This window comes from Rahnella sp. ChDrAdgB13, from assembly GCF_017655185.1.
In the GTDB taxonomy this organism is placed as follows: domain Bacteria; phylum Pseudomonadota; class Gammaproteobacteria; order Enterobacterales; family Enterobacteriaceae; genus Rahnella; species Rahnella contaminans.
Map to the genome: position 1 here is coordinate 53,390 of NZ_JAEMGT010000035.1, position 24,013 is coordinate 77,402.

Here is a 24,013-nt window from a genome sequence, read left to right on the forward strand (position 1 = left end):
GCGGTGCCGCAACAGAAACAAACTCCGTTCACGACGTGTTTTGTTCGTGAACGGAGCCTCGTTGAAACGAACTGGAAGAACAATGGTGAGATTTCCCAATCAACGTCTGGCGCAGTTATTTGATGCGCTGCAAACCGAAACCCTTCCTCAGGATGAACTGGCAAAACGTCTGTCTGTTTCGACGCGCACGGTGCGTGCCGATATTACTGCGCTGAACGAAATCATCGCCGATTTTGGTGCGACGTTTGTCCACAGCCGGGGCAGCGGATATCAGTTGCGCATCGATGATGCGGCGCTGTTTTCGTCGTTACAGCAATCAACACAACGTAAACCGAACCCGACGCCGCGCACCGCCGCCGGACGGGTGAAGACGTTGCTGATCCGCTTTTTGACCTCAGCTTTTTCATTAAAGCTGGAAGATCTGGCCGATGAATGGTTTGTCAGCCGGGGAACCCTGCAAAATGATATGGCTGAGGTGAGGGAGCATCTGGCGCGCTATCACCTGAATATCGAAACCAAGCCGCGCTACGGCATGAAATTGTTCGGTGCTGAACTGGCGATCCGCGCCTGTCTGACCGATTTGCTGTTCCAGCTGGATGCCGAAGAGCAGGCGAATCCGCTGCTAAAAGCAGAAAGTCTGGAGCCGGAAGCGCTGGTGCCGCTGACGCGTTTTATGCATCAGTTGCTGACGCAGTCTTCCATTCAGCTGACGGATGAAGGCGAACAGTATCTGATCCTCTATTGCGCCGTGGCGATCAAACGCATTACCGGCGGTTATCCGCTGACCGATTTTGATGCCGAAGACGGTGATCCGGCGGTGAAGCAGGTTTCTGTGCGGCTGGCGGCGGAGCTGAAAAATCTGGTTGGTAAGGAAATTCCGGCCTCAGAGGAAGCTTATCTGCGGGTGAATATTGCCGCGCGCCGCGTCCAGCAGATTTTACCGACGGACATTAACGCCGACGACGATGAGTCGCTGGTCGATTACATTCTTTCGTACATCAATTCGCACTATAACTATGATTTGCAGGGTGATAAGCAGCTGCGAGCGGATCTGCTGACGCACATCAAAACCATGATTACGCGAGTGAAATACCAGATTAATATCCCCAATCCGCTGCTGAGCAATATCAAACAGCATTATCCGATGGCGTATGACGTCACGCTGGCGGCCGTTTCCAGCTGGGGTAAATACACGCCTTACACGCTGAGTGAGAATGAAATCGGCTTTCTGGTGCTGCATATTGGCGTCGGGCTGGAGCGGCATTACAACATTGGCTACCAGCGCCATCCGCAGGTGATGCTGGTGTGCGACACCGGCAATTCAACCATCCGTATGATCCAGGCGCAGATTAACCGTAAGTATCCTCAACTGGTGATGAAGCAGGTGGTTTCGCTGCGTGATTACGAGCAGCTGGAGCACATCGACGAAGATTTTATTATCTCCAACGCCCGTATCACCGAGAAGAATAAGCCGGTGGTGGTGCTGTCGCCGTTCCCGACCGAATACCAGATGGAGCAGCTCGGCAAGCTGGTACTCGTCGACCGCACGCGCCCGTATATGCTGGAAAAATTCTTCGACGAAAAGCACTTCATGATCGTCAATGAGCCGATGACACAGGCGGAGCTTTTTCGCCATGTTTGTTCGCAGCTTGAAGAAGAAGGGGTTGTCGATCAGGCGTTTTATCCTTCGGTGGTGGAGCGCGAGGAGATTGTCTCGACCATGCTGGGCGAAGGCATTGCGCTGCCGCATTCGCTGGGATTGCTCGCAAAGAAAACCGTGGTGATCACTTTGCTTTCGCCGCAAGGCATTGCCTGGGGCGAAGGGGAAACGGCGCACGTGATTTTCCTGCTGGCGATCAGCAAGGCGGATTACGAGGAAGCAATGGCGATTTACGATTTGTTCGTGACGTTTGTGCGGGAACGCTCGATGAGCCGTTTGCTGAGCAGTGAGAATTTTGAAAGCTTCAAGGCGATTGCTATCGACTGTTTAAGCCGCATTTAATACGGCTTAAACAGTCCGTTAACCATCAGTCTTCGTCAAAACCTGAATTAATCAGATTTACGACGGCGCTGAGAGCCTGTTCTTCATCGGGGCCGGTGGCTTCGATTTCGATTTTCTGGCCTTTCGGGGAGTCCAGCATCAGCAGTGCGATCACGCTGCTGGCTTCCGCCTCGATGCCTGTGCCGTTGCGCAGCATCACTTCTGACTCAAAACTCTGTACCAGTTCAAATAACTTCATCGCCGGACGGGCGTGCATCCCTAACCGGTTTTTGATTTCTACCGTTTGTTTAACCGTCATGATTTGCGTTTTTCCAGCGTGCGATGGCGGGACTGGACGTTCTTCCCGCGGGAACGGAAATAGTCAGCCAGCTGTTCTGCGATATACACCGAACGGTGCTTACCGCCGGTACAGCCAATGGCGACGGTCAGATAACTGCGGTTGTTGGTTTCCAGCGCGGGCAGCCATTGTTCAAGATAGCTGCGCGTCTGATAGATAAAATTATGTACTTCGGTATGACGGTCGAGGAACGCAGCGACCGGTTTGTCGAGGCCGGTCATCGGACGCAGTTTCGGATCCCAGTGCGGGTTAGGCAGGAAACGCACGTCGAAAACGTAATCCGCATCAATCGGAATACCGTGTTTGAAACCAAAGGATTCGAAGACCATGGTCAGCTCACGTTCGCGTTTGCCCAGCAGGCGCGTACGCAGCATTTCTGCCAGTTCGTGAACGGACATCTCGGAGGTGTCGATGATCAGATCCGCGGAAGAGCGCAAAGGCTCCAGCAAATCGGCTTCTTCATCGATTGCACTTTCAAGGGACAGGTTTTTGCTGGAGAGCGGGTGCAGACGACGGGTGTCGCTGTAACGGCGGATCAGGGTATTACGGTCAGCGTCGAGGAACAGCAGCTGTGGCGAGAAGCTTTCCGGCAGCTGTGACATCGCATGCTCATAAACTTCCGGTGTTTCTGGCATGTTGCGAACGTCAATGCTGACGGCCGCAGACGTATTGCGTTCAACAAGTGTCTGGGCGAGCTGCGGCAACAACACCACCGGCAGGTTATCCACACAGTAAAAACCCATGTCTTCCAATGCCCTTAGGGCAACCGACTTCCCGGAACCGGAACGGCCGCTGACAATCATCAGCACCATGGTGTCACTCCCCTGGCATTCAGTGTTCAGAATTCATTTTCCCGGCGCGCAACCGGGAATCAGTAATTTATTCGTTTTCAGTCATTATCTGGAACAGTTCTTCGTCACTTTGCGCTCCGCGCAGACGACGACACACCCCTTTATCCGCCAGCTTTTTGGCGACTAAAGACAAGGTATGTAAATGGGTTTTACATTGATCTGCCGGAACCAGCAAGGCAAAAAGCAAATCCACAGGCTGATTATCGATAGCGTCAAAAGCGATCGGCTGTTCAAGCTGAATGAACACCCCGACGGCACGTAAAGTGTCTTCTTCCAGCTTTCCGTGCGGAATAGCGATCCCGGCACCGATCCCGGTGCTGCCCATGCGTTCACGGGTCAAAATGGCGTCAAAAATCACCTGCGGTGATAAATTTAGCTGTTTGGCCGCCAGCTCACTGATGATTTCCAGTGCGCGTTTTTTGCTGGCGCAATGAACGCCGCTTTTGGTGCATTCGGCATTAAGCACCGACGTTAATTGCATTGCAGTATCGTTAATCATGTCATCTTCACTTTGGCGCTGTTTCACCCTTAAAGCTATATCGGCTCGTTTCCCGAAGGTCACAAGCCGATGCCCGAAGGTTTGTAGCACAGGGTTGGCTACATGAATGTCAGTGCTGTTTCAGTTTGTCTTTGTGCTTGTTCAACTGACGAGCCAGTTTATCAACCAGGCCGTCAATTGCCGCGTACATATCCTGATGCTCCGAGGTGGCATGCAACTCGCCTCCGTTCACATGCAAAGTGGCTTCCGCTACTTTCTGCACCTTTTCAACGCTCAACACCACATACACCTGATTTATCCGGTCGAAATACTGTTCAAGCTTAGCCAGCTTCGACGTGATGAATTCTCTCAGGGGATCCGTGATCTCAATGTGATGTCCGGTAATGTTGAGCTGCATAATGTCTTCCTTCTCTGTTGAGGTCAAACTAACTGTTTACGTTGGTTTGAGGGCGGGATGGACAAAGACTCTCGGTATTTGGCGACGGTTCGTCGTGCCACCATAATTCCCTGATCGGAAAGGAGGGTGGCTAACTTACTGTCACTGAGCGGTTTTACAGGATTCTCCGCTGCGATTAATTTCTTCACCAGCGCCCGGATCGCGGTTGACGATGCCTCGCCGCCGCTGTCTGTACTGACATGGCTGGAAAAGAAATACTTCAGTTCGAAAATTCCACGCGGGCTGTGCAGAAACTTCTGCGTCGTCACGCGTGAAATCGTCGATTCGTGCATTTCTACGGCGCTGGCGATATCGGCCAGCACCATAGGCTTCATAAATTCTTCACCCAGTTCAAAGAACGCCTGCTGCTGCTCAACGATACAGCGCGTGACTTTCAACAGCGTGTCATTACGGCTTTCCAGGCTTTTGATTAACCACTTGGCTTCCTGCAGGTTGCTGCGGATAAATTGCCCGTCGCTGTCGCTGCGCGCGGAATTGCCCATCGCGGCGTACTGCTGGTTAATCTTAAGACGCGGAATGCTGTCGGAATTCAGTTCTACCGTCCAGACACCTGACACTTTTCGCACCAGCACATCGGGGATCACGTACTCGGATTCACCGGTGTTGATCGATTGTCCCGGACGCGGATCAAGAGACTGAATCAGAAGCATCGCTCCTTTCAGTGTATCTTCTTTTAGCCGGGTTGAACGCATAAGTGCGCGGAAATCATGGTTCGCCAGCAAATCCAGATGTTCGCTGATAATCAGGCGCGCTTCGGTGATGAAAGGCGTATCTGTGGCGTACTGTGAAAGCTGGATCAGCAGGCAATCACGCAGGTCACGCGCCGCCACACCAACCGGATCAAAACGCTGCACACGTTTTAAAACGGCTTCCACTTCGTCCATGCTGACGTTGTCGTCACCGATACTTTCGAGGATGTCGTCAAGGGAAACGGTCAGATAACCGGTATCGTCTACCGCGTCGACAATGGACGTGGCAATCGCGGCATCGGTGTCGGAAAACGGCGTCAGTTCCACCTGCCACATCAGGTAATCCTGAAGCGTCTGCGTGGTTTCACCCTGATAAATTGGCAGCTCGTCGTCGCTGTAATCGTTGCCGGTGCCGGAAGGCGTGCCCGCGGTATAAATCTCGTCCCAGGTGGCGTCCAGCGGCAACTCTTCGGGCATGTCTTTCTGCTCGAGCGCTTCGCGGGTATCTAACGCTTCGTTGTCGGTGGCTTCTACCGAATCGATTTCATCATGAAGGTCGGTTTGTTCCAGCAGAGGGTTGCTCTCCAGCGCGAGTTGGATCTCCTGTTGGAGCTCAAGCGTGGACAGTTGCAACAGGCGGATGGCCTGTTGTAACTGAGGAGTCATTGCCAGTTGTTGGCTGAGTCTTAGTTGCAAACCTTGCTTCATATCTTGGTTTTATTTCCGTTGATTACAAACTGAGTAACTTCTGTCAGAGACCTCCCGTCAGACTTTACGTCGAAACGGGCACGGTTCCGGCGGCACAGATCACAGACGGAATTCTTCACCAAGATAAACGCGTTTAACCTGTTCATCAGCAAGAATGTCGGCTGGCGTGCCGTGGGCGATCAATTTCCCCTGACTGACGATATAGGCACGCTCACAAACGTCGAGCGTTTCGCGAACGTTGTGGTCAGTGATCAGTACGCCGAGGCCGCTGTCACGCAAATGCTCAATGATTTTTTTGATGTCGATGACGGAAATCGGGTCAACGCCGGCGAAAGGTTCATCCAGCAGGATAAACTTGGGATTCGCTGCCAGTGCGCGGGCAATCTCAACACGGCGACGTTCACCACCGGACAAGGACTGACCGAGGTTATCGCGCAAATGAGAAATATGGAACTCTTCCATCAGTTCATTAGCGCGATCGTTACGCTGTTCTTTGTTCAGATCATCGCGGATCTGCAGTACGGCCATCAGGTTATCAAACACGCTGAGACGACGGAAGATGGAGGCTTCCTGCGGAAGATAGCCAATGCCGCGACGGGCGCGGGTATGCAATGGCAAAAGGCTGATGTCTTCATCGTCAACGATGATACGGCCCGCATCACGTTGCACAATCCCGACGACCATGTAGAAGGTGGTGGTTTTACCCGCACCGTTTGGCCCCAGCAATCCGACGATTTCGCCGGAGTTCACCATCAGGCTGACATCTTCTACAACCTTGCGGCCTTTGTAGGCTTTTGCCAGATTCTCTGCGATTAATTTTGCCATAAAATATCAGTTACTCTTTTGGGTCGGCTGGCCGCCCGCGGCAGGCGTTTTTTGTTGCAGCTGCGAAGGAACCAGAACGGTCGTCACGCGGTTGCCTTTATCACTGAAGGCTTCCATTTGCTGTTTCTGCACCAGATAGGTAATACGGTCGCCTTTCACGTTGCTGTCGAGCTGTTCGAGGTATGCGTTACCGGTCAGGGTCACGAGATCGTTTTCCACTTCATAGCGGACTTTCTGCGCATGGCCTTTTACCGGCTTGCCGTTGTCCTGCATCTGGTAAAACGTCACCGGATTGCCGTAACCTTCCACCACTTCTTTGCCGGATACGCCCTGAGGACGGATCACGACAACTTTATCGGCTTTCACCTGAATAGTGCCTTGATTGACTACGACGTTACCGGTGAAGGTGGCCGTGTTGGTGTTCACATCCAGCGCCTGATTGGCGGAATCAATGGTGATCGGTTTCGTTGTGTCATCTTTTAAGGCGAACGCCGGAATGCTCACGGCTAACAACGAGCTGACGATCAGGAGATCACGGATTTTATTTTTTGCTTTGAATTTCATAAGAGGTCGTTACCTTTTCGATCAGCTGTGCTGTCTTATCACGCAGATTACCGCGCATTTTCATGCCGTTAGATGTAAAACCTGTGCCATAAAGCGTTACTTCATCGTCTGAGGCAACGTCCTGTGTCGTCAGGTTAACCCGGGCATTATCCGTTTTGATTCTTTGAAGCTGTGATGTCTCAGGCGTCAGGCTATCAGCCTGCACATGCCCGTAAAGATAAAGCATCTTATCCTGAGTCAACTTGGCTTTATCAGAACGCAGCACCCAGGTTGGTGTTTTATTCTTGTCAAACATGGTCGCGACCGGGTTGGTAAACCATGTCACCTGATCGGCGGCGTAGTATTTTACCTGGTCCGAAACCAGTTTATAGGTCAGGCTACCCGTTGGGTCATAGACCATCGTGACCGTGTGGGATGTCTGGTAAGTGGGATCCTGATCGTTAACGGCCTGCGGTGCGTCATCGCTGCTATCAGACAATGACCAGCCCACCAGAACCAGAACGATGGCCGTCAGAACAAGGATAATCCAAAGTTTTGTTTTACTCATATCGACAGCCCTTTGGCGTCCTCCAGCTTACCCTGCGCCAGCAGAATCAAATCACACAATTCGCGTACGGCGCCACGCCCGCCAGCGATGCGGGTAACGTAATCGGCCTTCGGCAACAGGATCGGATGTGCATCCTGAACCGCCACGGAAAGACCGACTTCGGCCATGACCGGCCAGTCAATCAGATCATCCCCGATATAAGCCACTTCTTCGGCCCGCAGGGACAGTGTATCTAACAGTTCGCGGAAGGCCAAAAGCTTATCCGATTGCCCCTGATACAAGTGGCGGATACCGAGGGTTTTAGCGCGATCTTCCAGTAATTTTGCATTGCGGCCTGTAATAATCGCGACCTCAATGTCAGATGTCAGCAGGCAACGGATACCGTAACCGTCGCGAACGTTAAAACTTTTTAGCTCTTCGCCCTGATTTCCCATGTAGATCAGGCCGTCGGACATGACGCCGTCCACATCGCAAATCAGCAGGCGAACGGCTTTGGCGCGTTCCAGCACGTGGGCGCTGACCGGACCGTAGCAGGTCTCCACCAGGGCTGCGCTATTACTCATTCGGGCTATTCCTCAATTAGACTACGCCAGCGCGCAGCATATCGTGCATATGTAACACACCTAACAACTGGTCACCATCAGCAACCATTACGCAGGTAATGTGTTTTTCCTGCATCAGATTCAGTGCGTCAACCGCCAGAAGCGAAGGGCGAACACGGATCCCGCCGGTCGTCATCACCTCGGCAATCGCCGCATTATTAATGTTCACGCCCATATCAAAGATGCGGCGTAAATCACCATCGGTAAAGATCCCTTCGATTTTCATCAAATCGTTGCAGATGACCGTCATGCCCAGATTTTTGCGAGTGATTTCCAGAAGGGCATCGCGCAAAGACGCATCACGGCTGACGTGCGGGATTTCATCGCCGGTGTGCATGATATCGCTGACGCGCAACAAGAGCTTGCGACCCAGTGCTCCGCCGGGGTGAGAAAGGGCGAAATCTTCAGGGGTGAATCCGCGGGCTTCAAGCAGGGCCACTGCCAGCGCATCGCCCATAACCAATACCGCCGTGGTGCTGCTGGTCGGTGCCAGACCCAGCGGGCAGGCTTCTTTCGGCACACGGACGCAAAGATGCACATCGGCGGCTTTGCCCATCGTGCTTTCCGGATTGGACGTCATGCAGATAAGCGTAATGCTCAGCCGTTTCAGCACCGGGATCAGCCCCAGAATTTCATGCGCTTCGCCGGAATTGGAAATCAGGATAACGATGTCCTGCTTTGATACCATGCCCAGATCGCCGTGACTGGCTTCACCCGGGTGGACAAAAAATGCCGGAGTCCCGGTACTGGCAAATGTGGCGGCCATCTTGCGGCCAATATGACCCGATTTGCCCATACCCATCACGACGACTTTTCCGGTGCAACCGAAGATTTTTTCGCACGCACGGGTAAAATCACCGTTAATGTATTGATCTAACTGCTCAAGTCCTTCACGTTCTGTTTTCAGCACATCACGCCCGACGGCCTGGAAATCAAAGTCGGAGGCGAAGGTAAAGTTAGCCATAGTCAATTCCTGACAGAGTTCAGAAGGCGATGCTGTCCGGTAACAGGAACAGCACCGCCATATAGGCGATAAATCCGCACAGCAATAATGCTCCGGCCAGATGCCCGATCCGGTGTTTGCGCATCAGGCACAAACCGGAAAGCACCACGCTGACCGCCAGCATCACCCAGTAGTCGCGGTGAAACGCATCCGGGTTGAACGAACCCGGTGCCACCAGTGCGGGTAATCCCAGCACCAGGCAAGTGTTAAAAATATTGGCGCCGATGATATTGCCCAGCGCGATATCATCTTCACCTTTAATCGCACCGGCGATAAACGTTGCCAGTTCCGGCAGGCTGGTGCCGATAGCGATGACCGTCAGACCAATCACCAGTTCGCTCACGCCTAAATATCGTGCAATCACTGTACTGTTGTCGACAATCATGCCTGACGCCAGTGGCATGATAATAAAGCCCAATGCCAGCCACAGAAATGCCACAGTGTTGCTGCTGTCTTGCGGAAGTTCAGACATTTGCTCGTACGTCAGCGTGTCCAGCCCTTCTTTTTCAGCCGCCCGGGCGATTTTAATCACCAGCATCATAAACGCGGCGGCACTGGCCAGCAGTAAAACGCCATCGAGCCGGCTGAGTTCCCCGTCACTGAGCAGAAAACCGCACAGCGCTGTGACCAGTAACAATAGAGGGAGTTCGCGGCGTAATATATCAGAACGAACGGAAAGTGGATGAATCAGGGCGGCACCGCCCAAAATCAGAAGAATATTAATGATATTCGAACCAATTGCGTTTCCAACGGCCAAATCCATTTGATCGTTGATGGCGGCGGTGGTGGAAACCACCAGCTCAGGCAGTGATATGCCCACGCCGACGACGGTCATGCCAATCACCAGTGGCGGCATGCCCAGCGAGCGTGCCAGCACAGCGGCTCCGTACACCAGACGATCGGCGGCGTAAACAAGCAGTAACAGGCCGACAATCATCAGTACGATAGCGAGAAGCATGAAACATCCTTTATTGGGTATAATGCGAGGTTCGTCGCCTTGAAAGGCAGGCGATTCCTTCGTCAACATGAGCTAAGGCGACATTTTGTCTGAAAACGCGGCCAGCAGGTTCCTGTATGTTAGACGATGAAGGCTTTTAATTTAAAATGGTAATTCGTTGATTTTGACCGTCTGTGACGGAAAAGTAAATCGATGGCAACTTTGGTAACGAAAGCGGGGTAAGTTTTTGTAAAAATACCAAAGTTATACGACGCCCCACCCGGGTCAGACGTATTCTTAGCGAAAGCATTCCGAAGGGATAAACTGAATGAGTCAAAGCGAATCGAATCTGGTTGAGATCAAAGGCATGAGTTTCGTGCGCGGCGATCGTCCCATTTTCGAAGAGATAAACATGACCGTGCCGAAAGGCAAAGTCACCGCCATTATGGGGCCTTCGGGGATCGGTAAAACGACGCTCCTGCGTCTTATCGGCGGCCAGCTTACGCCGGATAAAGGTGAAATCTGGTTCGACGGAGACAACATTCCTGCGCTGTCACGCCGAAAACTTTACGAATCACGCAAAAAAATGAGCATGCTGTTTCAGTCCGGTGCATTGTTTACCGACCTCAATGTGTTCGAAAATGTCGCGTTCCCGTTACGTGAGCACAGTAAATTACCGGAAGAACTGCTGCGCAGTACCGTGACCATGAAGCTCGAAGCCGTCGGGCTGCGTGGTGCCGGTGAACTGATGCCTGCGGAATTATCCGGCGGCATGGCGCGTCGTGTCGCGCTGGCGCGTGCCATTGCCCTTGACCCTGAACTCATCATGTTTGATGAGCCTTTCGTGGGGCAGGATCCGATCACGATGGGCGTGCTGGTCAAACTGATCGACGAGCTGAACCATGCGCTGGGCGTGACCTGTATTGTGGTTTCCCATGACGTACCTGAAGTGCTGAGCATTGCGGATTACGCGTATATTGTTGCAGCACAACATGTTATTGCTGAAGGAACGCCCGAGGAGCTGCAAAATAATCCTGATCCGCGGGTTCGTCAGTTCCTTGATGGTATTGCCGACGGACCGGTGCCTTTCCGTTTCCCTGCCGGTGATTACAAAACCGAGCTGCTCGGATGATGGAGTACCCATGTTAATTAAGGCATTAGCCTCAGTCGGGCGCAGCGGGATAAACACCTGTGCGTCCTTTGGCCGTGCCGGTTTAATGCTCTTCCGGGCATTAGTCGGTAAGCCGCAATTTGCCAAGCAATGGCCGCTGCTGATAAAGCAACTCTACAGCGTTGGCGTGCTTTCTCTGTTAATCATTCTGGTTTCCGGGTTGTTCATCGGCATGGTTCTGGGGTTGCAGGGATATCTTATTTTGACCACGTACAGCGCCGAAGCCAGTCTGGGCATGATGGTGGCGTTGTCGTTATTGCGTGAGCTTGGTCCGGTCGTGACCGCGCTGCTGTTTGCCGGGCGTGCGGGTTCTGCGTTAACCGCTGAACTGGGTCTGATGAAAGCCACTGAGCAAATCTCCAGTCTGGAAATGATGGCGATTGATCCGCTGCGCCGCGTTGTGGCACCGCGCTTCTGGGCCGGTCTGATTTCCATGCCCCTGCTGACGGCGATTTTCGTTGCCGTCGGGATTTGGGGCGGTTCACTGGTTGGCGTGGACTGGAAGGGGATCGACAGCGGTTTCTTCTGGTCTGCGATGCAAACTGCCGTAGACTGGCGGACAGATTTGCTTAACTGCCTGATTAAAAGCCTTGTTTTCGCTATCACCGTGACCTGGATTGCGTTGTTCAATGGCTATGATGCGATCCCGACATCCGAAGGGATCAGCCGGGCAACGACACGTACTGTGGTGCATTCGTCACTGGCGGTGCTGGGATTGGATTTTGTGCTGACAGCACTGATGTTTGGAAATTAAACCATGCAAACGAAAAAGAGTGAGATTTGGGTTGGCGCATTTTTAATCATCGCGTTGATTGCGGTGGTCTTTTTGTGCCTGAAAGTGGCTGACATCCGTTCTATCGGTTCGGATCCGACTTACCGTATTTCTGCGGACTTCGACAATATCGGTGGCCTGAAAAGCGGCTCGCCGGTGAAAGTTGGCGGTGTGGTGATCGGTCGCGTCAGCAGCATTACGCTGGATAAAAATTATTCTCCGCGAGTGGAAATGGATATCGACCAGAAATACAACCAGATCCCAAGCACCAGTACGCTGGCTATCCGTACCTCGGGTTTACTGGGTGAACAATTCCTGGCGCTGAACATTGGATTTGAAGACCCGGAGATGGGAACGACTATCCTTAAAAACGGTGGCGTCATTCAGGACACGAAATCCGCACTGGTTCTCGAAGACCTGATTGGCCAGTTCCTTTATAAAAGCGGCGACGGCAAGGCTGACCCTGATGCAGCGGCTGCTCCGGCAGCAACTGAAGGGAATGCCGCACCTGCACCTGACGCTAATACGGCGCCACAGCCGGCTGCCCATTAAGAATTGCTATCACGGATTCTCCATAAAAGAGGAAAATAAGTATGTTTAAACGTTTAGTGATCGCTGCACTGCTGGTGGTGATGGCTCCGCTGGCCAACGCCGCTGTGGATAAAACCAATCCTTACAGCGTGATGAATGAAGCGGCGAATAAAACCTTCACCCGCCTGAAAACCGAACAGCCTAAAATCAAGCAGGATCCTAACTACCTGCGCCAGATCGTTCGTGATGAACTGCTGCCGTACGTGCAGATTAAATATGCCGGTGCGCTGGTATTAGGCCGCTATTACCAGCAGGCAACGCCTGCACAACGTGACGCATACTTTGCGGCGTTCTCTGAATATTTGCAGCAGGCCTATGGTCAGGCACTGGCGATGTACAACGGCCAGAGCTACACCGTGCAGCCTGAACAGTCTTATGCGGACAAAGATATCATCGCTATCCGCGTCACCATCACCGATCCCAATGGCCGTCCGCCAGTACGTCTGGATTTCCAGTGGCGTAAAAATAGCCGCACCGGTGAATGGCAGGCATATGACATGATTGCAGAAGGCGTGAGCATGATTTCGACCAAGCAGAACGAGTGGGCGGACATCCTGCGTCAGAAAGGCATCGATGGCCTGACTGCCCGTCTGAAACAAGCCGCTGCTCAGCCGATCACACTGGATAAGCAATAATGAGTGAAGCTCTGCGCTGGGAATCGCAGCCGCCGCGACTGACCTTGCAGGGTGAGTTGGATCGCGAAACGCTGGTGGCTTTTTGGGATGCGCGTAAAAAACTGATGTCCGGCGTGACCACTCTGGACGTGTCCGGGCTTGAACGCGTGGATTCTTCGGGCCTGGCGCTGTTAGTGCATCTGCGCGAAGAAGCCAGCCAGCAGGGGAGGGCGCTGACCATCGCAGGCATTACCTACCGGCTGCATACGCTGATTGCGTTATATAATCTTCAGGACATTATCCCGACTGACTCACTGGCAAATAAGTGAACAGTTACGGGAGGTTAGGCGGTGTGATGTAAATCGTTGCCTTAATGTCCACAAAGCCCCTGTGCGAAACTCTTCCTCAGGGGCTTTTTCGTGGTTTAAGATTTGGTCCGATCCCTATAAGATATCGGGCTGTTATGATTCTTCAGAAGAATAGATCCCTATGGAAACGAGTGAAATTAAAGAAGTGCTGATGAACGCGTTGGCACTGGATGAAGCCCACATTACTGGCGATGGCAGTCATTTTCAGGCCATTGTCGTTGGTGCGATGTTTGATGGCATGAGCCGCGTGAAAAAACAGCAGACCGTTTACGCCCCGCTGATGGAATACATCGCCGACAATCGAATTCATGCGCTGTCTATTAAGGCTTATACCCCGGAAGAATGGGCGCGTGACCGTAAACTGAGCGGTTTATAAGACTGCCGGAGCGCCGGCAGCTTCCTCGTATTTAATCAGAGTTGAAATTTAAGAGAGCAGTCATAATGGATAAATTTCGTGTACAGGGTGGGACTCGTCTGAGTGGCGAAGTTACTATCTCTGGTGCAAAAAATGCCGCACTTCCTATTTTGTTTGCCGCACTGCTTGCTGAGGAACCTGTTGAACTCCAGAACGTTCCTCACCTGAAAGACATCGATACCACTATCAAATTACTGAACCAGTTAGGCACCAAAATCGAACGCAACGGTTCTGTGTTCGTGGATGCCAGCGCGGTCAATGAGTTTTGTGCGCCGTATGATCTGGTGAAAACCATGCGTGCCTCCATCTGGGCTCTCGGTCCTTTGGTGGCGCGTTTTGGTCGTGGTGAAGTTTCCCTGCCGGGCGGCTGTGCGATCGGCGCGCGCCCTGTTGACCTGCACATTACCGGCCTGGAACAGCTCGGTGCGACTATTGTGCTGGAAGAAGGTTATGTAAAAGCATCCGTTGATGGCCGTCTGAAAGGCGCGCATATCGTGATGGACAAAGTCAGCGTGGGCGCCACCGTGACCATCATGAGCGCAGCGACCTTGGCGGAAGGCACGACCATTATCGAAAACGCCGCGCGTGAGCCGGAGATTGTCGATACCGCTAATTTCCTTAACACGCTCGGTGCAAAAATCACCGGTGCGGGTACCGATAAGATCACCATCGAAGGCGTCGCACGTCTGGGTGGCGGTGTTTACCGTGTTGTTCCTGACCGTATCGAAACCGGGACTTTCCTGGTTGCAGCGGCTATTTCCGGTGGCAAAATTACCTGCCGTGAAGCCCGTCCTGACACGCTGGATGCTGTACTCGCAAAACTGCGTGAAGCCGGTGCCGATATCGAAGTGGGCGAAGACTGGATCAGTCTCGACATGCATGGCAAACGCGCTAAAGCAGTCAACTTCCGCACTGCGCCGCATCCGGGCTTCCCGACTGATATGCAGGCACAATTCAGCCTGCTGAATCTGGTGGCGGAAGGTACCGGTGTGATTACCGAAACTATCTTCGAAAACCGCTTCATGCACATCCCTGAGCTTATCCGTATGGGCGCTCATGCTGAAATCGAAGGCAGCACCCTGATTTGCCACGGCGTTGAGAAACTGTCTGGCGCGCAGGTAATGGCGACGGATTTACGCGCGTCTGCCAGCCTGGTTCTGGCCGGTTGCATCGCAGAAGGCGTGACTGTCGTTGACCGTATTTATCACATCGATCGTGGCTACGAGCGCATCGAAGATAAACTGCGTCAACTCGGCGCCAAAATTGAGCGTTTCAAAGGCGAGTAAACTTTACGCCGCGCGCATTAAAAAAGCCGGAAGGGGAAACCTTTCCGGCTTTTTTCTTTATCTGTTCAACGGTTACGTAAATCAGTGTTCAGGATACTCCTGCACGGTGACCTGCAATGTCAGCTTCTGCCCGTTGCGCATAATCTCAACCGGAATCACCGTACCAGGGCGGACTTCAGCCACCTGATCCATGGTTTCGATGGCGGAAATCGCAGGCTTATTATTCACGTTAACAATTACATCGCTGACCTGCATTCCCGCATTCGCCGCCGGGCCGTTAGCGGTTACTTCGTTAACCACAATTCCCTGAATATGATCCAGCCCGTTGTTCGGCCCGTGCAGTGGCGAAACTTCACGCCCGCTGATGCCGATATACCCGCGAATGACGCGACCATCGCGGATGAGCTTGCCCATCACCTTGGTCGCCAGCGCAGTCGGGATGGCAAAGCCAATGCCTTCCGGGGTCGCGCCATCGTTGCTCTGGTCAAAGGACAGGGTATTGATCCCCATCAGCTCGCCCAGTGAGTTGACCAGCGCACCGCCGGAGTTGCCCTGGTTGATCGAAGCATCGGTTTGCAGGAAATTCTGACGGCCGGAAGGGCTGAGGCCAATACGACCGGTGGCACTGATAATACCCTGCGTCACGGTCTGGCCGAGGTTGTAAGGATTTCCGATTGCCATGACCACATCGCCAACGTGCGGCGTTCTGCGCGGGTTAATCGGAATTACCGGCAAGTTGCCGGCGTTGATTTTGAGAACGGCCAGATCGGTCAGGCTGTCTGAACCCACCAGCAGGGCTTCAAAAACGCGGCCATCCTGCAGGGCAACAATAATCTGGTCGGCATTATTCACCACATGTTTGTTGGTGAGGATATAACCGTTGTCATTCATGATCACGCCGGAACCCAGCGTGCGGATCGCCAGCTCGTTTTGCGAACTGTTGCCCATATTACGGTTATAAACATTCACAACCGCAGGCGCTGCATGACGGACACCGCCGTTAAAGCTGACAGGCTGTTCGCTGTCCTGATTGAAATTACGGTTAAATATCGGTTCTGAGATGTTTTTACGCAACATAGGGACCGCCGCCAGCAAAATGCCAGCGACAATCAGGCCGATAACAGCAGATCTCAATAGCTTAACAAACATGGATATATGGGGTGCGAGAGGAAAAGTGACTGAAGGATAGCATGAGTTAATCGGACGCAGCAGCATCTGCATCCGATTTTCAACGCATTACGGCATGAATAAATAGATATTTTGACCTTTACGCAAAATACTCAGCGCGATCAGGTCGGGTTTGCTTTCGAGGATTTTGCGGAATGCCGCCAGATTCTCGAGAGGCTCACGGTTTACGCCGATAATGACATCGTCTTTCTCAAGGCCGATCTGATCCGCTGGCGTGCCTTTTTTCACGTCATCGACATGAACGCCTTTGGTGTTCTTATCGGCCGGGTCACTCAACGTGACGCCCTGAAGTGCCGGATTGAGTTTCTCAATGCTGACTTCCACCGCCGGGCTTTTATCCAGCGTGACGCTGACGGTCATTGGTTTGCCGTCGCGCAATAAACCGATTTGCATAGTGACGCCTGGCCCCGCGGTCCCGACTTTCGCCCGCAATTCAGCGAAACTGCTCAGGGTTTTGCCTTGCAGCGTCACCAGAACGTCACCGGATTTAATGCCCGCTTTCGCCGCAGCCGAATCAGGCAGAACTTCGTTGACGAAAGCCCCGCGCTGGCTGTCCAGCTTAAATGCCTGAGCCAGTTCTGGTGTCATTTCGCTGCCACGAATCCCCAGCAGACCGCGCCTCACTTCGCCGAATTCGATCAACTGATGACTGAGATTTTTGGCCATGTTAACCGGAATGGCAAAACCGATGCCGACGCTGCCGCCCTGCGAGGAAATAATGGCGGTGTTAATACCAATCAGTTCACCTTTCAGGTCAAGCAATGCGCCGCCGGAGTTACCGCGGTTAATCGAAGCATCTGTCTGGATAAAGTTTTCCAGCCCTTCAAGATTCAGGCCGCTGCGACCCAGCGCCGAAACAATGCCGGATGTGACGGTCTGGCCGAGGCCAAACGGGTTACCCACGGCAATCGCAAAATCGCCGACGCGAAGGTTATCGGAATCGGCCATCGTAATTTGGGTCAGATTTTTGGCATCAATCAGCTGGATCACGGCAATATCCGACTGATCGTCTTTGCCGATAAGTTTGGCTTTGTATTCGCGACCGTCGTTAAGCTGAACGCTGATTTTATCGGCGTTATTCACCACATGGTTGTTGGTAAGCACGTAGCCTTTTGCCGCATCAATAATGACGCCAGAACCCAGCCCTTCGAAAGGCTGCGGCCCGGTATTCGGCTCAGGATCTTGCTGACCGAAGAAGAATTTATATTCCGGAGGAACGTCCGCACTCGGCGGCTGCGTGCCGGAAACCTGAACGCCAACCACAGCGGGCAGCACTTTTTCAAGCACCGGAGCCAGGCTGGGCAGGGGCTGTCCCTGAACTTCCGTAGGTAAAGCAGCACTCGCCATAGGCGCAGAAGCGAAAGTTAATCCAAGGCTAACAGCTAACACACTGAGCAAAAATGACTTTTTCTTCATCACGATAACTCTCTCGCTTTCTGTAATGGACGTCAGTTAGGAACAATAGAACAGTGATTCACAGCACGGGAAGGATCAGGTCAGAAGAACGGCACATGCATGAAACATGCGCCGTTATAAGCACCGGTGCCGTGGATCGCACCGGTTAATGACGTCTGTTATTTACGAACCGGACGCTCGCCGCGCAGCAGACCTGATGCGCCGTCAGAATAATCGCGTGGCATCTGAACCGGAACCTGATCGTTATCGGCTTCAGACCCTGTCAGACGGTAGTTGAACGGATTATCCTGCTCAGGCATATCCGGCAGAAGGTTGTTAGAACTTTTTGCCATATGCTGATAAAGCTGACGGTAATCAGTCGCCATGTTATCAAGCAACTCGGCGCTGCGGGCAAAGTGGCCCACCAGTTCCTGACGATACTCATCGAGTTCTGCCTTGCTTTTCTCCAGCTCGTTTTTCATGACTTGTTGATCACGTAATTTACGATTACCAAAGCGCATCGCCACCGCACCAATCGCGATACCGACCACTAATCCAATGAGTGCATACTCCCAGGTCATAATGACTCCTATTTTGACTTCGTTGTCCCGCAGGGCTTTTTCACGTAACTTTTATGACTTAACTTTTTTTGACAATGGTTTTAACGTAATTGTCACACGAATTCGTCATGCAATAGCTCCACTATAACCGTTAACCTTGTCAGAGTGGAATCCTGCCGGGAAAATCACTGCCACCTGTCGTTTTTTTCATACACAGACAGCAGGGAAATGCGGCGAACCCACGGCAAAAAAGCAGCTAAACAACGTGAAAAACGTAAATTTTTTTTCTCAGGGACGTTAACTACGATGCAACCCAAATCACCCCTTACCCTTTATCAGAGTGCAGTTGATGCCGGTGAGTTCCAGCCGGATGCCGTTCAGAAGCAGGCCGTAGCGCAGCTGGATGTTATTTATCAGGCGCTTTCCGCTCTGCCAGCGTCGGCGCCTGCTACGGCAGCACGCGGTGGCTTGCTGGGGCGTTTGTTCGGCAAAGCGCCGGTAAAAACAGCCCAACGCCCGGTTCAGGGCCTTTATATGTGGGGCGGTGTCGGGCGCGGTAAAACCTGGCTGATGGATTTGTTTTTCCACAGTCTGCCCGGCGAACGCAAACTGCGCCTGCACTTCCACCGTTTTATGCTGCGTGTGCATGAAGAACTGACGCAGCTTCAGGGGCAGGAAGATCCGCTGGAAGTGATCGCGGATAAATTCAAAGCCGAAACTGATGTCCTGTGTTTCGATGAGTTTTTTGTCTCGGATATTACCGACGCGATGCTGCTGGCGACGCTGTTGCAGGCCTTATTTGCACGCGGTATCACGCTGATTGCGACGTCTAACATTCCGCCTGATCAGCTTTACCGTAACGGGTTGCAGCGCGCGCGTTTCCTGCCCGCCATCGATCTGATTAAAGAATACTGTGACGTGCTGAATGTGGATGCAGGTATTGATTATCGTCTACGCACATTAACGCAGGCGAATTTGTGGCTGTCTCCGGCGGGCCCGGAAGCGACGGTGGCGATGCAAAGCATGCTGGGGAAACTGACCGGCAATCACAGCGGAGATTCTGGTGCTGAACCGGTCATGCTGGAAGTGAATCACCGGCCGTTGCAGGCGCTCGCGGCGATAGACGGCGTTTTGGCGGTAGAATTTCATACCTTGTGTGAAGAGGCGCGCAGCCAGCTTGACTATATTGCGCTGTCGAAAATCTATCACAGCGTATTGCTACATAACGTTCCGGTGATGGCTGCTGACAGCGAGAATGCGGCGCGGCGTTTTCTGGCGCTGGTTGATGAGTTCTATGAACGTCATGTGAAACTGGTGATTTCAGCGGCGGTGCCGATGTTTGAGATTTATCAGGGCGAACGGCTGAAGTTTGAATACCAGCGCTGTTTGTCACGCCTTCAGGAGATGCAAAGCGAGGAATATCTCAAACGTCCGCATCTGCCCTGATTATGGATTGGTTATTATTCGCCCGATTTGTGATATAAAAGCGTCTGCCGGTTATGCAAAGTGAACCCTCCGGGCGACGTGAGGGAAATCTTTCTTTTTGTCGAAAAAGGGTTCGATCTTTGCAGAGGACTTCTCTATAATCTTGCGACCCCACGTTACTACAAAGTTTTTTTCCCGAAACTTTATAAGTGCCAGCATTGGCTATTCGAAGGGGTAGGTTTGCTGGACGATGGTCGTGTGAACCTCAAATACTTATTTTATAAACAAGTAAGCGTTCGGGTGTTCGCCAACGTGTAACTTTAATTGGGTAAGCTTTTAATGAAAACTTTTACAGCTAAACCGGAAACCGTACAACGTGACTGGTTCGTAGTTGACGCTACCGGCAAGACCTTAGGTCGCCTGGCCACTGAACTGGCCCGCCGTCTGCGTGGCAAACATAAAGCGGAATACACTCCGCACGTTGATACTGGTGATTACATCATCGTTCTGAACGCAGAAAAAGTTGCTGTAACCGGCAACAAGCGTAACGACAAGATTTATTACCATCACACCGGCCACATCGGTGGTATCAAGCAAGCGACCTTTGAAGAGATGATCGCTCGCCGTCCTGAACGCGTGATCGAGCTCGCGGTTAAAGGCATGTTGCCAAAGGGCCCGTTGGGTCGTGCAATGTACCGTAAAATGAAAGTTTACGCGGGTAACGAGCACACTCATGCGGCGCAACAACCGCAAGTTCTTGACATTTAATTCGGGATTATAGGCAATGGCTGAAAATCAATACTACGGCACTGGTCGCCGCAAAAGCTCCGCCGCTCGTGTTTTCATCAAACCGGGTAGTGGTAACATCGTAATTAACCAGCGTAGCCTGGAACAGTACTTTGGTCGTGAAACTGCCCGCATGGTAGTTCGTCAACCACTGGAACTGGTCGACATGGTTGAGAAATTCGACCTGTACATCACCGTTAAAGGTGGTGGTATCTCCGGTCAAGCTGGTGCTATCCGTCACGGTATCACCCGTGCACTGATGGAATATGACGAAAATCTGCGTGGCGAACTGCGTAAAGCAGGCTTCGTAACTCGCGATGCTCGTCAGGTTGAACGTAAGAAAGTCGGTCTGCGTAAAGCACGTCGTCGTCCTCAGTTCTCCAAACGTTAATTTTCTGCTGCTTATGCAGCTCAGTGCTTCGGCACGAAAATCAGCGTCAAAAACCCGGTGTTTCACCGGGTTTTTTTATGCCCACTATTCCGATTTTTCGGAAGAAAAGATCTCCTGACACACAATTCACCATGAAATCGTCTCAGCGTCCCCCACAGCGTGCGTAAAATCTGGTAAACTATCACACACTTTTGTGCCTGTTCGCCGAGCAGTTGACGTTGCCGCGCTTCCTGGCTGGGTTCGCCTTGCCAATGGTTGTCTATGAAACTACGGGACAAAAACTGCAGGCTGGCGATAACTCGCTGTAATATTCTAGATAAACTTGGAGGTTTTCATGGCTGTCGCTGCCAACAAACGTTCGGTAATGACGCTGTTTTCCGGCCCGACCGACATTTTTAGCCATCAAGTACGTATCGTACTGGCGGAAAAAGGTGTCAGTGTCGAGATCGAGCAGGTTGAGATGGATCACCTGCCGCAGGATCTTATTGACCTCAACCCTTATCGCACCGTGCCAACGCTGGTCGATCGTGAGCTGACGCTGTTCGAATCCCGCATCATCATGGAATATCTTGATGAGCGTTTCCCGCATCCACCACTGATGCCGGTTTATCCGGTTGCCCGTGGCGAGAGCCGTCTGATGATGCACCGTATCGAAAACGACTGGTATTCTCTGATGCGTCAAATCGAGCAAGGTTCTGCGACCGAAGCGGATGCTGCGCGTAAACAACTTCGCGAAGAGTTGCTGGCGATTGCGCCAATCTTCTCCTACATGCCTTACTTCAAAAGCGAAGAGTTCAGCCTGGTCGATTGCTACCTGGCTCCGTTGCTGTGGCGTTTGCCAGAACTGGGCATCGAGCTGTCAGGTGCCGGTTCTAAAGAGCTGAAAGGTTATATGACTCGCGTCTTTGAGCGTGATGCATTCCTGGCTTCCCTGACCGAACCCGAGCGCGAAATGCGTTTGCATACCCGAGGTTAAGGTATGGAGATGACCGACATGTCTCCGCGTCGCCCTTATCTGTTGCGGGCTTTTTATGACTGGTTGCTCGACAACCAGTTAACCCCGCATCTGGTGGTTGACGTGACGATGCCTGGCGTGATGGTGCCGATGGAGTTTGCGCGTGACGGACAAATTGTTCTGAACGTTGCGCCGCGCGCTGTCGGCAATCTCGAACTGGGCAACGACGATGTACGCTTCAATGCACGTTTTGGTGGCGTACCGCGTAACGTTTTTGTACCGATCGCCGCCGTTCTGGCAATTTATGCCCGTGAGAACGGAGCCGGTACCATGTTCGAGCCTGAACCTGCTTATGAAGCCGAAGGCGCCTTTGCTGGCGATCTGAGTGTGGAAGAGCCGACAGAGCCGACCATGTCAGTCATTGACGGCGATTTGCCAGATGTGGCTGAAGAAGATCCGGATGATGAGCCGCCGGCTCCGCCACGTGGTGGTCGCCCGGCCCTACGCGTTGTGAAATAACACCGCGCTTCTGATGTCGTCCAGCCAAAACCCTGCGTTGTTACGCGGGGTTTTTTATTGCCTGAATTCGGCGACGGGTATCACCGTATCCCATAAAAAAGGCCGCTTTCGCGGCCTTCGTGAAGGGCAAAATGAAATTACACTTCGAGGTAGTTCATGATGCCTTCTGCGGCCTTGCGGCCTTCAGCGATCGCCGTTACCACCAGATCAGAACCGCGAACGGCATCGCCACCGGCGAAGATTTTCGGGTTGCTGGTCTGGAAAGCGTTGTCGCTGCCTTCCGGAGCCACAATGCGTCCGGATGAATCGAGTTCTACGTCGTGCGACGCCAGCCATTCCATTTTGTGAGGGCGGAAACCAAATGCCATCACCACGGCATCGGCTTCCATCACATGCTCTGAACCGGCCACGATTTCCGCACGGCGGCGGCCAGCAGCATCTGGCGCACCGAGTTCAGTACGAGCCATCCGCACACCACACACACGGCCAGAATCGTTCAGTTCAATGCTCAGCGGTTGCAGGTTGAATTTGAAATCAACGCCTTCTTCGCGCGCATTCTTCACTTCGCGACGTGAACCCGGCATGTTCTCTTCATCACGACGGTACGCACAAGTGACGTGCGTTGCGCCCTGACGGATTGAAGTACGCACACAGTCCATCGCGGTGTCACCACCGCCCAGCACCACGACGCGTTTCTTATCCATCGTGATGTAAGGCTCTTCCTGACTGTCGTCGTAGCCCATCAGCTGTTTGGTGTTAGCGATGAGGAAAGGCAGGGCGTCGTAAACACCCGGTGCATCTTCATTCTGCAGGCCACCGCGCATGGACTGATAAGTCCCAACGCCGAGGAAGACAGAATCATATTCTGCCAGCAAGGCTTCCATCGTGATGTCCTTGCCGACTTCCGTATTGAGCTGGAACTCAATACCCATCTCGGTGAAGATTTCACGACGCTTGGTCATCACTGATTTTTCCAGCTTGAAGGCTGGAATACCGAATGTCAGCAAACCGCCGATTTCCGGATGACGATCGTAAACCACCGCTTTCACGCCGTTACGGGTCAGCACATCAGCACAGGCCAGACCTGCCGGACCTGCACCGATAATCGCCACACGTTTGCCGGTTGGCTGCACGTGAGACATATCCGGACGCCAGCCCATTTCGATCGCTTTATCGTTGATGTAGCGCTCGATGTTACCAATGGTCACCGCACCGAATTCATCATTCAGGGTGCAGGAACCTTCGCACAGTCGGTCCTGCGGGCAGACACGCCCGCAAACTTCCGGCAGGCTGTTGGTCTGGTGCGCGAGGTCGGCGGCTTCCATGATGCGACCTTCGTTTGCCAGCTTCAGCCAGTTCGGAATGTAGTTATGTACCGGACATTTCCATTCACAGTAAGGGTTACCACAAGACAGGCAGCGGTCTGCCTGCGATGCGGCCTGAGTTGCTGAGAACGGCTCGTAAATTTCCACAAACTCAATTTTACGGATCTTCAGCGCTTTTTTCGGCGGATCAACACGCTGTAAGTCGACAAATTGATAAACGTTTTGACTCAT

28 protein-coding genes are annotated in these 24,013 nt (G+C 52.7%); 13 read left to right on the plus strand and 15 right to left on the minus strand.

Annotation, left to right across the window (positions count from 1 at the left end; translation table 11 throughout):
* Window positions 1–82: 82 nt before the first annotated feature.
* Window positions 83–2,002, plus strand: a complete 1,920-nt coding sequence (locus J8X26_RS12280) for a transcription antiterminator (protein ID WP_208951010.1) — start codon at window positions 83–85, stop codon at window positions 2,000–2,002.
* Window positions 2,003–2,027: 25 nt separating this feature from the next.
* Here J8X26_RS12280 and npr read toward each other — a convergent pair whose 3' ends face one another.
* The 11 genes from npr to J8X26_RS12335 all read right to left on the minus strand — a co-directional run bounded on the left by npr (window position 2,028) and on the right by J8X26_RS12335 (window position 10,042).
* On the minus strand, window positions 2,028–2,300 hold the full coding sequence (gene npr, locus J8X26_RS12285; protein ID WP_112288366.1) for a PTS phosphocarrier protein NPr: 273 nt from the start codon (window positions 2,298–2,300) through the stop codon (window positions 2,028–2,030).
* Window positions 2,297–3,151, minus strand: coding sequence for an RNase adapter RapZ (rapZ, locus tag J8X26_RS12290; RefSeq protein ID WP_101074959.1), 855 nt, complete (start codon window positions 3,149–3,151; stop codon window positions 2,297–2,299). Before rapZ ends, npr begins: the two co-directional genes overlap by 4 nt.
* Before the next feature lie 67 nt (window positions 3,152–3,218).
* The gene (gene ptsN, locus J8X26_RS12295; protein ID WP_152327340.1) at window positions 3,219–3,689 is read right to left on the minus strand and encodes a PTS IIA-like nitrogen regulatory protein PtsN; all 471 of its coding nucleotides are present in this window, start codon (window positions 3,687–3,689) and stop codon (window positions 3,219–3,221) included.
* A gap of 109 nt (window positions 3,690–3,798) precedes the next feature.
* The gene (hpf, locus tag J8X26_RS12300) at window positions 3,799–4,086 is read right to left on the minus strand and encodes a ribosome hibernation promoting factor (RefSeq protein WP_013577259.1); all 288 of its coding nucleotides are present in this window, start codon (window positions 4,084–4,086) and stop codon (window positions 3,799–3,801) included.
* Window positions 4,087–4,109: 23 nt separating this feature from the next.
* Window positions 4,110–5,543 carry an RNA polymerase factor sigma-54 gene (rpoN, locus tag J8X26_RS12305; protein WP_195815541.1) on the minus strand — a complete coding sequence of 478 codons (1,434 nt, stop codon included), beginning with the start codon at window positions 5,541–5,543 and terminating at the stop codon, window positions 4,110–4,112.
* 99 nt (window positions 5,544–5,642) lie between these two features.
* Window positions 5,643–6,368 (minus strand): LPS export ABC transporter ATP-binding protein, encoded by a 726-nt coding sequence (gene lptB, locus J8X26_RS12310; protein ID WP_112288368.1) that lies wholly within the window; start codon window positions 6,366–6,368, stop codon window positions 5,643–5,645.
* A gap of 6 nt (window positions 6,369–6,374) precedes the next feature.
* Window positions 6,375–6,932, minus strand: a complete 558-nt coding sequence (lptA, locus tag J8X26_RS12315; RefSeq protein WP_208951011.1) for a lipopolysaccharide ABC transporter substrate-binding protein LptA — start codon at window positions 6,930–6,932, stop codon at window positions 6,375–6,377.
* Window positions 6,910–7,479 carry an LPS export ABC transporter periplasmic protein LptC gene (gene lptC / locus J8X26_RS12320; RefSeq protein ID WP_152327337.1) on the minus strand — a complete coding sequence of 190 codons (570 nt, stop codon included), beginning with the start codon at window positions 7,477–7,479 and terminating at the stop codon, window positions 6,910–6,912. Before lptC ends, lptA begins: the two co-directional genes overlap by 23 nt.
* Window positions 7,476–8,042 (minus strand): 3-deoxy-manno-octulosonate-8-phosphatase KdsC, encoded by a 567-nt coding sequence (gene kdsC, locus J8X26_RS12325; RefSeq protein ID WP_152327336.1) that lies wholly within the window; start codon window positions 8,040–8,042, stop codon window positions 7,476–7,478. The genes lptC and kdsC overlap by 4 nt, the downstream gene beginning before the upstream one ends.
* Window positions 8,043–8,058: 16 nt before the next feature.
* Window positions 8,059–9,045, minus strand: coding sequence for an arabinose-5-phosphate isomerase KdsD (kdsD, locus tag J8X26_RS12330; RefSeq protein ID WP_152327335.1), 987 nt, complete (start codon window positions 9,043–9,045; stop codon window positions 8,059–8,061).
* 19 nt (window positions 9,046–9,064) lie between these two features.
* On the minus strand, window positions 9,065–10,042 hold the full coding sequence (locus J8X26_RS12335; RefSeq protein ID WP_152327334.1) for a calcium/sodium antiporter: 978 nt from the start codon (window positions 10,040–10,042) through the stop codon (window positions 9,065–9,067).
* A gap of 307 nt (window positions 10,043–10,349) precedes the next feature.
* Between J8X26_RS12335 and mlaF the strand changes: the two genes are divergently transcribed.
* The 7 genes from mlaF to murA all read left to right on the plus strand — a co-directional run bounded on the left by mlaF (window position 10,350) and on the right by murA (window position 15,238).
* Entirely contained in the window at window positions 10,350–11,153 is an 804-nt protein-coding gene (gene mlaF, locus J8X26_RS12340; RefSeq protein WP_152327333.1) for a phospholipid ABC transporter ATP-binding protein MlaF, read from the plus strand.
* Window positions 11,154–11,163: 10 nt separating this feature from the next.
* Entirely contained in the window at window positions 11,164–11,946 is a 783-nt protein-coding gene (gene mlaE, locus J8X26_RS12345) for a lipid asymmetry maintenance ABC transporter permease subunit MlaE (protein WP_152327332.1), read from the plus strand.
* Window positions 11,947–11,949: 3 nt separating this feature from the next.
* Window positions 11,950–12,516 (plus strand): outer membrane lipid asymmetry maintenance protein MlaD, encoded by a 567-nt coding sequence (mlaD, locus tag J8X26_RS12350; protein WP_152327331.1) that lies wholly within the window; start codon window positions 11,950–11,952, stop codon window positions 12,514–12,516.
* Window positions 12,517–12,557: 41 nt separating this feature from the next.
* The gene (gene mlaC / locus J8X26_RS12355) at window positions 12,558–13,190 is read left to right on the plus strand and encodes a phospholipid-binding protein MlaC (RefSeq protein ID WP_152327330.1); all 633 of its coding nucleotides are present in this window, start codon (window positions 12,558–12,560) and stop codon (window positions 13,188–13,190) included.
* Window positions 13,190–13,498: a lipid asymmetry maintenance protein MlaB gene (gene mlaB / locus J8X26_RS12360; protein WP_208951012.1), complete on the plus strand. Its 309-nt coding sequence runs from the start codon at window positions 13,190–13,192 to the stop codon at window positions 13,496–13,498. Before mlaC ends, mlaB begins: the two co-directional genes overlap by 1 nt.
* A gap of 160 nt (window positions 13,499–13,658) precedes the next feature.
* Window positions 13,659–13,913, plus strand: a complete 255-nt coding sequence (ibaG, locus tag J8X26_RS12365) for a BolA family iron metabolism protein IbaG (RefSeq protein ID WP_152327328.1) — start codon at window positions 13,659–13,661, stop codon at window positions 13,911–13,913.
* A gap of 65 nt (window positions 13,914–13,978) precedes the next feature.
* Complete coding sequence (gene murA, locus J8X26_RS12370) at window positions 13,979–15,238, plus strand: UDP-N-acetylglucosamine 1-carboxyvinyltransferase (RefSeq protein ID WP_152327327.1); 1,260 nt, start codon at window positions 13,979–13,981, stop codon at window positions 15,236–15,238.
* 81 nt (window positions 15,239–15,319) lie between these two features.
* Here murA and degS read toward each other — a convergent pair whose 3' ends face one another.
* From degS to zapG, 3 genes are all read right to left on the minus strand, one after another.
* A complete protein-coding gene (gene degS, locus J8X26_RS12375; protein ID WP_152327326.1) occupies window positions 15,320–16,387 on the minus strand; it encodes an outer membrane-stress sensor serine endopeptidase DegS in 1,068 nt (355 codons plus the stop codon).
* A gap of 87 nt (window positions 16,388–16,474) precedes the next feature.
* Window positions 16,475–17,842, minus strand: a complete 1,368-nt coding sequence (degQ, locus tag J8X26_RS12380; protein ID WP_152327464.1) for a serine endoprotease DegQ — start codon at window positions 17,840–17,842, stop codon at window positions 16,475–16,477.
* A gap of 158 nt (window positions 17,843–18,000) precedes the next feature.
* Window positions 18,001–18,402 (minus strand): Z-ring associated protein ZapG, encoded by a 402-nt coding sequence (zapG, locus tag J8X26_RS12385; protein WP_013577242.1) that lies wholly within the window; start codon window positions 18,400–18,402, stop codon window positions 18,001–18,003.
* A gap of 285 nt (window positions 18,403–18,687) precedes the next feature.
* On the opposite strand from zapG, the gene zapE reads away from it, so the two are divergent.
* From zapE to sspB, 5 genes are all read left to right on the plus strand, one after another.
* On the plus strand, window positions 18,688–19,827 hold the full coding sequence (gene zapE, locus J8X26_RS12390; protein WP_208951013.1) for a cell division protein ZapE: 1,140 nt from the start codon (window positions 18,688–18,690) through the stop codon (window positions 19,825–19,827).
* A 318-nt stretch (window positions 19,828–20,145) separates the two neighbouring features.
* Complete coding sequence (gene rplM / locus J8X26_RS12395; RefSeq protein ID WP_013577239.1) at window positions 20,146–20,574, plus strand: 50S ribosomal protein L13; 429 nt, start codon at window positions 20,146–20,148, stop codon at window positions 20,572–20,574.
* A 16-nt stretch (window positions 20,575–20,590) separates the two neighbouring features.
* Window positions 20,591–20,983, plus strand: a complete 393-nt coding sequence (rpsI, locus tag J8X26_RS12400; RefSeq protein ID WP_013577238.1) for a 30S ribosomal protein S9 — start codon at window positions 20,591–20,593, stop codon at window positions 20,981–20,983.
* A gap of 334 nt (window positions 20,984–21,317) precedes the next feature.
* On the plus strand, window positions 21,318–21,959 hold the full coding sequence (gene sspA / locus J8X26_RS12405) for a stringent starvation protein SspA (RefSeq protein ID WP_104924272.1): 642 nt from the start codon (window positions 21,318–21,320) through the stop codon (window positions 21,957–21,959).
* 3 nt (window positions 21,960–21,962) lie between these two features.
* A complete protein-coding gene (gene sspB, locus J8X26_RS12410) occupies window positions 21,963–22,457 on the plus strand; it encodes a ClpXP protease specificity-enhancing factor (RefSeq protein WP_152327323.1) in 495 nt (164 codons plus the stop codon).
* Window positions 22,458–22,594: 137 nt separating this feature from the next.
* Here the strand turns inward: sspB and J8X26_RS12415 are convergent, their stop codons facing one another.
* Window positions 22,595–24,013 carry a glutamate synthase small subunit gene (locus tag J8X26_RS12415; RefSeq protein ID WP_152327322.1) on the minus strand — a complete coding sequence of 473 codons (1,419 nt, stop codon included), beginning with the start codon at window positions 24,011–24,013 and terminating at the stop codon, window positions 22,595–22,597.

Excerpts from the sequence above, each read along its gene's own strand:
- J8X26_RS12415 (WP_152327322.1), bottom strand. The coding sequence starts at position 24,013 with ATGAGTCAAAACGTTTATCAATTTGTCGACTTACAGCGTGTTGATCCG.
- mlaB (WP_208951012.1), top strand. The coding sequence starts at position 13,190 with ATGAGTGAAGCTCTGCGCTGGGAATCGCAGCCGCCGCGACTGACCTTG.
- mlaF (WP_152327333.1), top strand. The coding sequence starts at position 10,350 with ATGAGTCAAAGCGAATCGAATCTGGTTGAGATCAAAGGCATGAGTTTC.
- kdsC (WP_152327336.1), bottom strand. The coding sequence starts at position 8,042 with ATGAGTAATAGCGCAGCCCTGGTGGAGACCTGCTACGGTCCGGTCAGC.
- ptsN (WP_152327340.1), bottom strand. The coding sequence starts at position 3,689 with ATGATTAACGATACTGCAATGCAATTAACGTCGGTGCTTAATGCCGAA.
- zapE (WP_208951013.1), top strand. The coding sequence starts at position 18,688 with ATGCAACCCAAATCACCCCTTACCCTTTATCAGAGTGCAGTTGATGCC.
- lptC (WP_152327337.1), bottom strand. The coding sequence starts at position 7,479 with ATGAGTAAAACAAAACTTTGGATTATCCTTGTTCTGACGGCCATCGTT.
- sspB (WP_152327323.1), top strand. The coding sequence starts at position 21,963 with ATGGAGATGACCGACATGTCTCCGCGTCGCCCTTATCTGTTGCGGGCT.
- mlaC (WP_152327330.1), top strand. The coding sequence starts at position 12,558 with ATGTTTAAACGTTTAGTGATCGCTGCACTGCTGGTGGTGATGGCTCCG.
- zapG (WP_013577242.1), bottom strand. The coding sequence starts at position 18,402 with ATGACCTGGGAGTATGCACTCATTGGATTAGTGGTCGGTATCGCGATT.
- rpsI (WP_013577238.1), top strand. The coding sequence starts at position 20,591 with ATGGCTGAAAATCAATACTACGGCACTGGTCGCCGCAAAAGCTCCGCC.
- degS (WP_152327326.1), bottom strand. The coding sequence starts at position 16,387 with ATGTTTGTTAAGCTATTGAGATCTGCTGTTATCGGCCTGATTGTCGCT.
- sspA (WP_104924272.1), top strand. The coding sequence starts at position 21,318 with ATGGCTGTCGCTGCCAACAAACGTTCGGTAATGACGCTGTTTTCCGGC.
- J8X26_RS12280 (WP_208951010.1), top strand. The coding sequence starts at position 83 with ATGGTGAGATTTCCCAATCAACGTCTGGCGCAGTTATTTGATGCGCTG.
- mlaE (WP_152327332.1), top strand. The coding sequence starts at position 11,164 with ATGTTAATTAAGGCATTAGCCTCAGTCGGGCGCAGCGGGATAAACACC.
- rplM (WP_013577239.1), top strand. The coding sequence starts at position 20,146 with ATGAAAACTTTTACAGCTAAACCGGAAACCGTACAACGTGACTGGTTC.
- mlaD (WP_152327331.1), top strand. The coding sequence starts at position 11,950 with ATGCAAACGAAAAAGAGTGAGATTTGGGTTGGCGCATTTTTAATCATC.
- J8X26_RS12335 (WP_152327334.1), bottom strand. The coding sequence starts at position 10,042 with ATGCTTCTCGCTATCGTACTGATGATTGTCGGCCTGTTACTGCTTGTT.
- lptA (WP_208951011.1), bottom strand. The coding sequence starts at position 6,932 with ATGAAATTCAAAGCAAAAAATAAAATCCGTGATCTCCTGATCGTCAGC.
- kdsD (WP_152327335.1), bottom strand. The coding sequence starts at position 9,045 with ATGGCTAACTTTACCTTCGCCTCCGACTTTGATTTCCAGGCCGTCGGG.
- lptB (WP_112288368.1), bottom strand. The coding sequence starts at position 6,368 with ATGGCAAAATTAATCGCAGAGAATCTGGCAAAAGCCTACAAAGGCCGC.
- degQ (WP_152327464.1), bottom strand. The coding sequence starts at position 17,842 with ATGAAGAAAAAGTCATTTTTGCTCAGTGTGTTAGCTGTTAGCCTTGGA.
- rpoN (WP_195815541.1), bottom strand. The coding sequence starts at position 5,543 with ATGAAGCAAGGTTTGCAACTAAGACTCAGCCAACAACTGGCAATGACT.
- npr (WP_112288366.1), bottom strand. The coding sequence starts at position 2,300 with ATGACGGTTAAACAAACGGTAGAAATCAAAAACCGGTTAGGGATGCAC.
- ibaG (WP_152327328.1), top strand. The coding sequence starts at position 13,659 with ATGGAAACGAGTGAAATTAAAGAAGTGCTGATGAACGCGTTGGCACTG.
- murA (WP_152327327.1), top strand. The coding sequence starts at position 13,979 with ATGGATAAATTTCGTGTACAGGGTGGGACTCGTCTGAGTGGCGAAGTT.
- hpf (WP_013577259.1), bottom strand. The coding sequence starts at position 4,086 with ATGCAGCTCAACATTACCGGACATCACATTGAGATCACGGATCCCCTG.
- rapZ (WP_101074959.1), bottom strand. The coding sequence starts at position 3,151 with ATGGTGCTGATGATTGTCAGCGGCCGTTCCGGTTCCGGGAAGTCGGTT.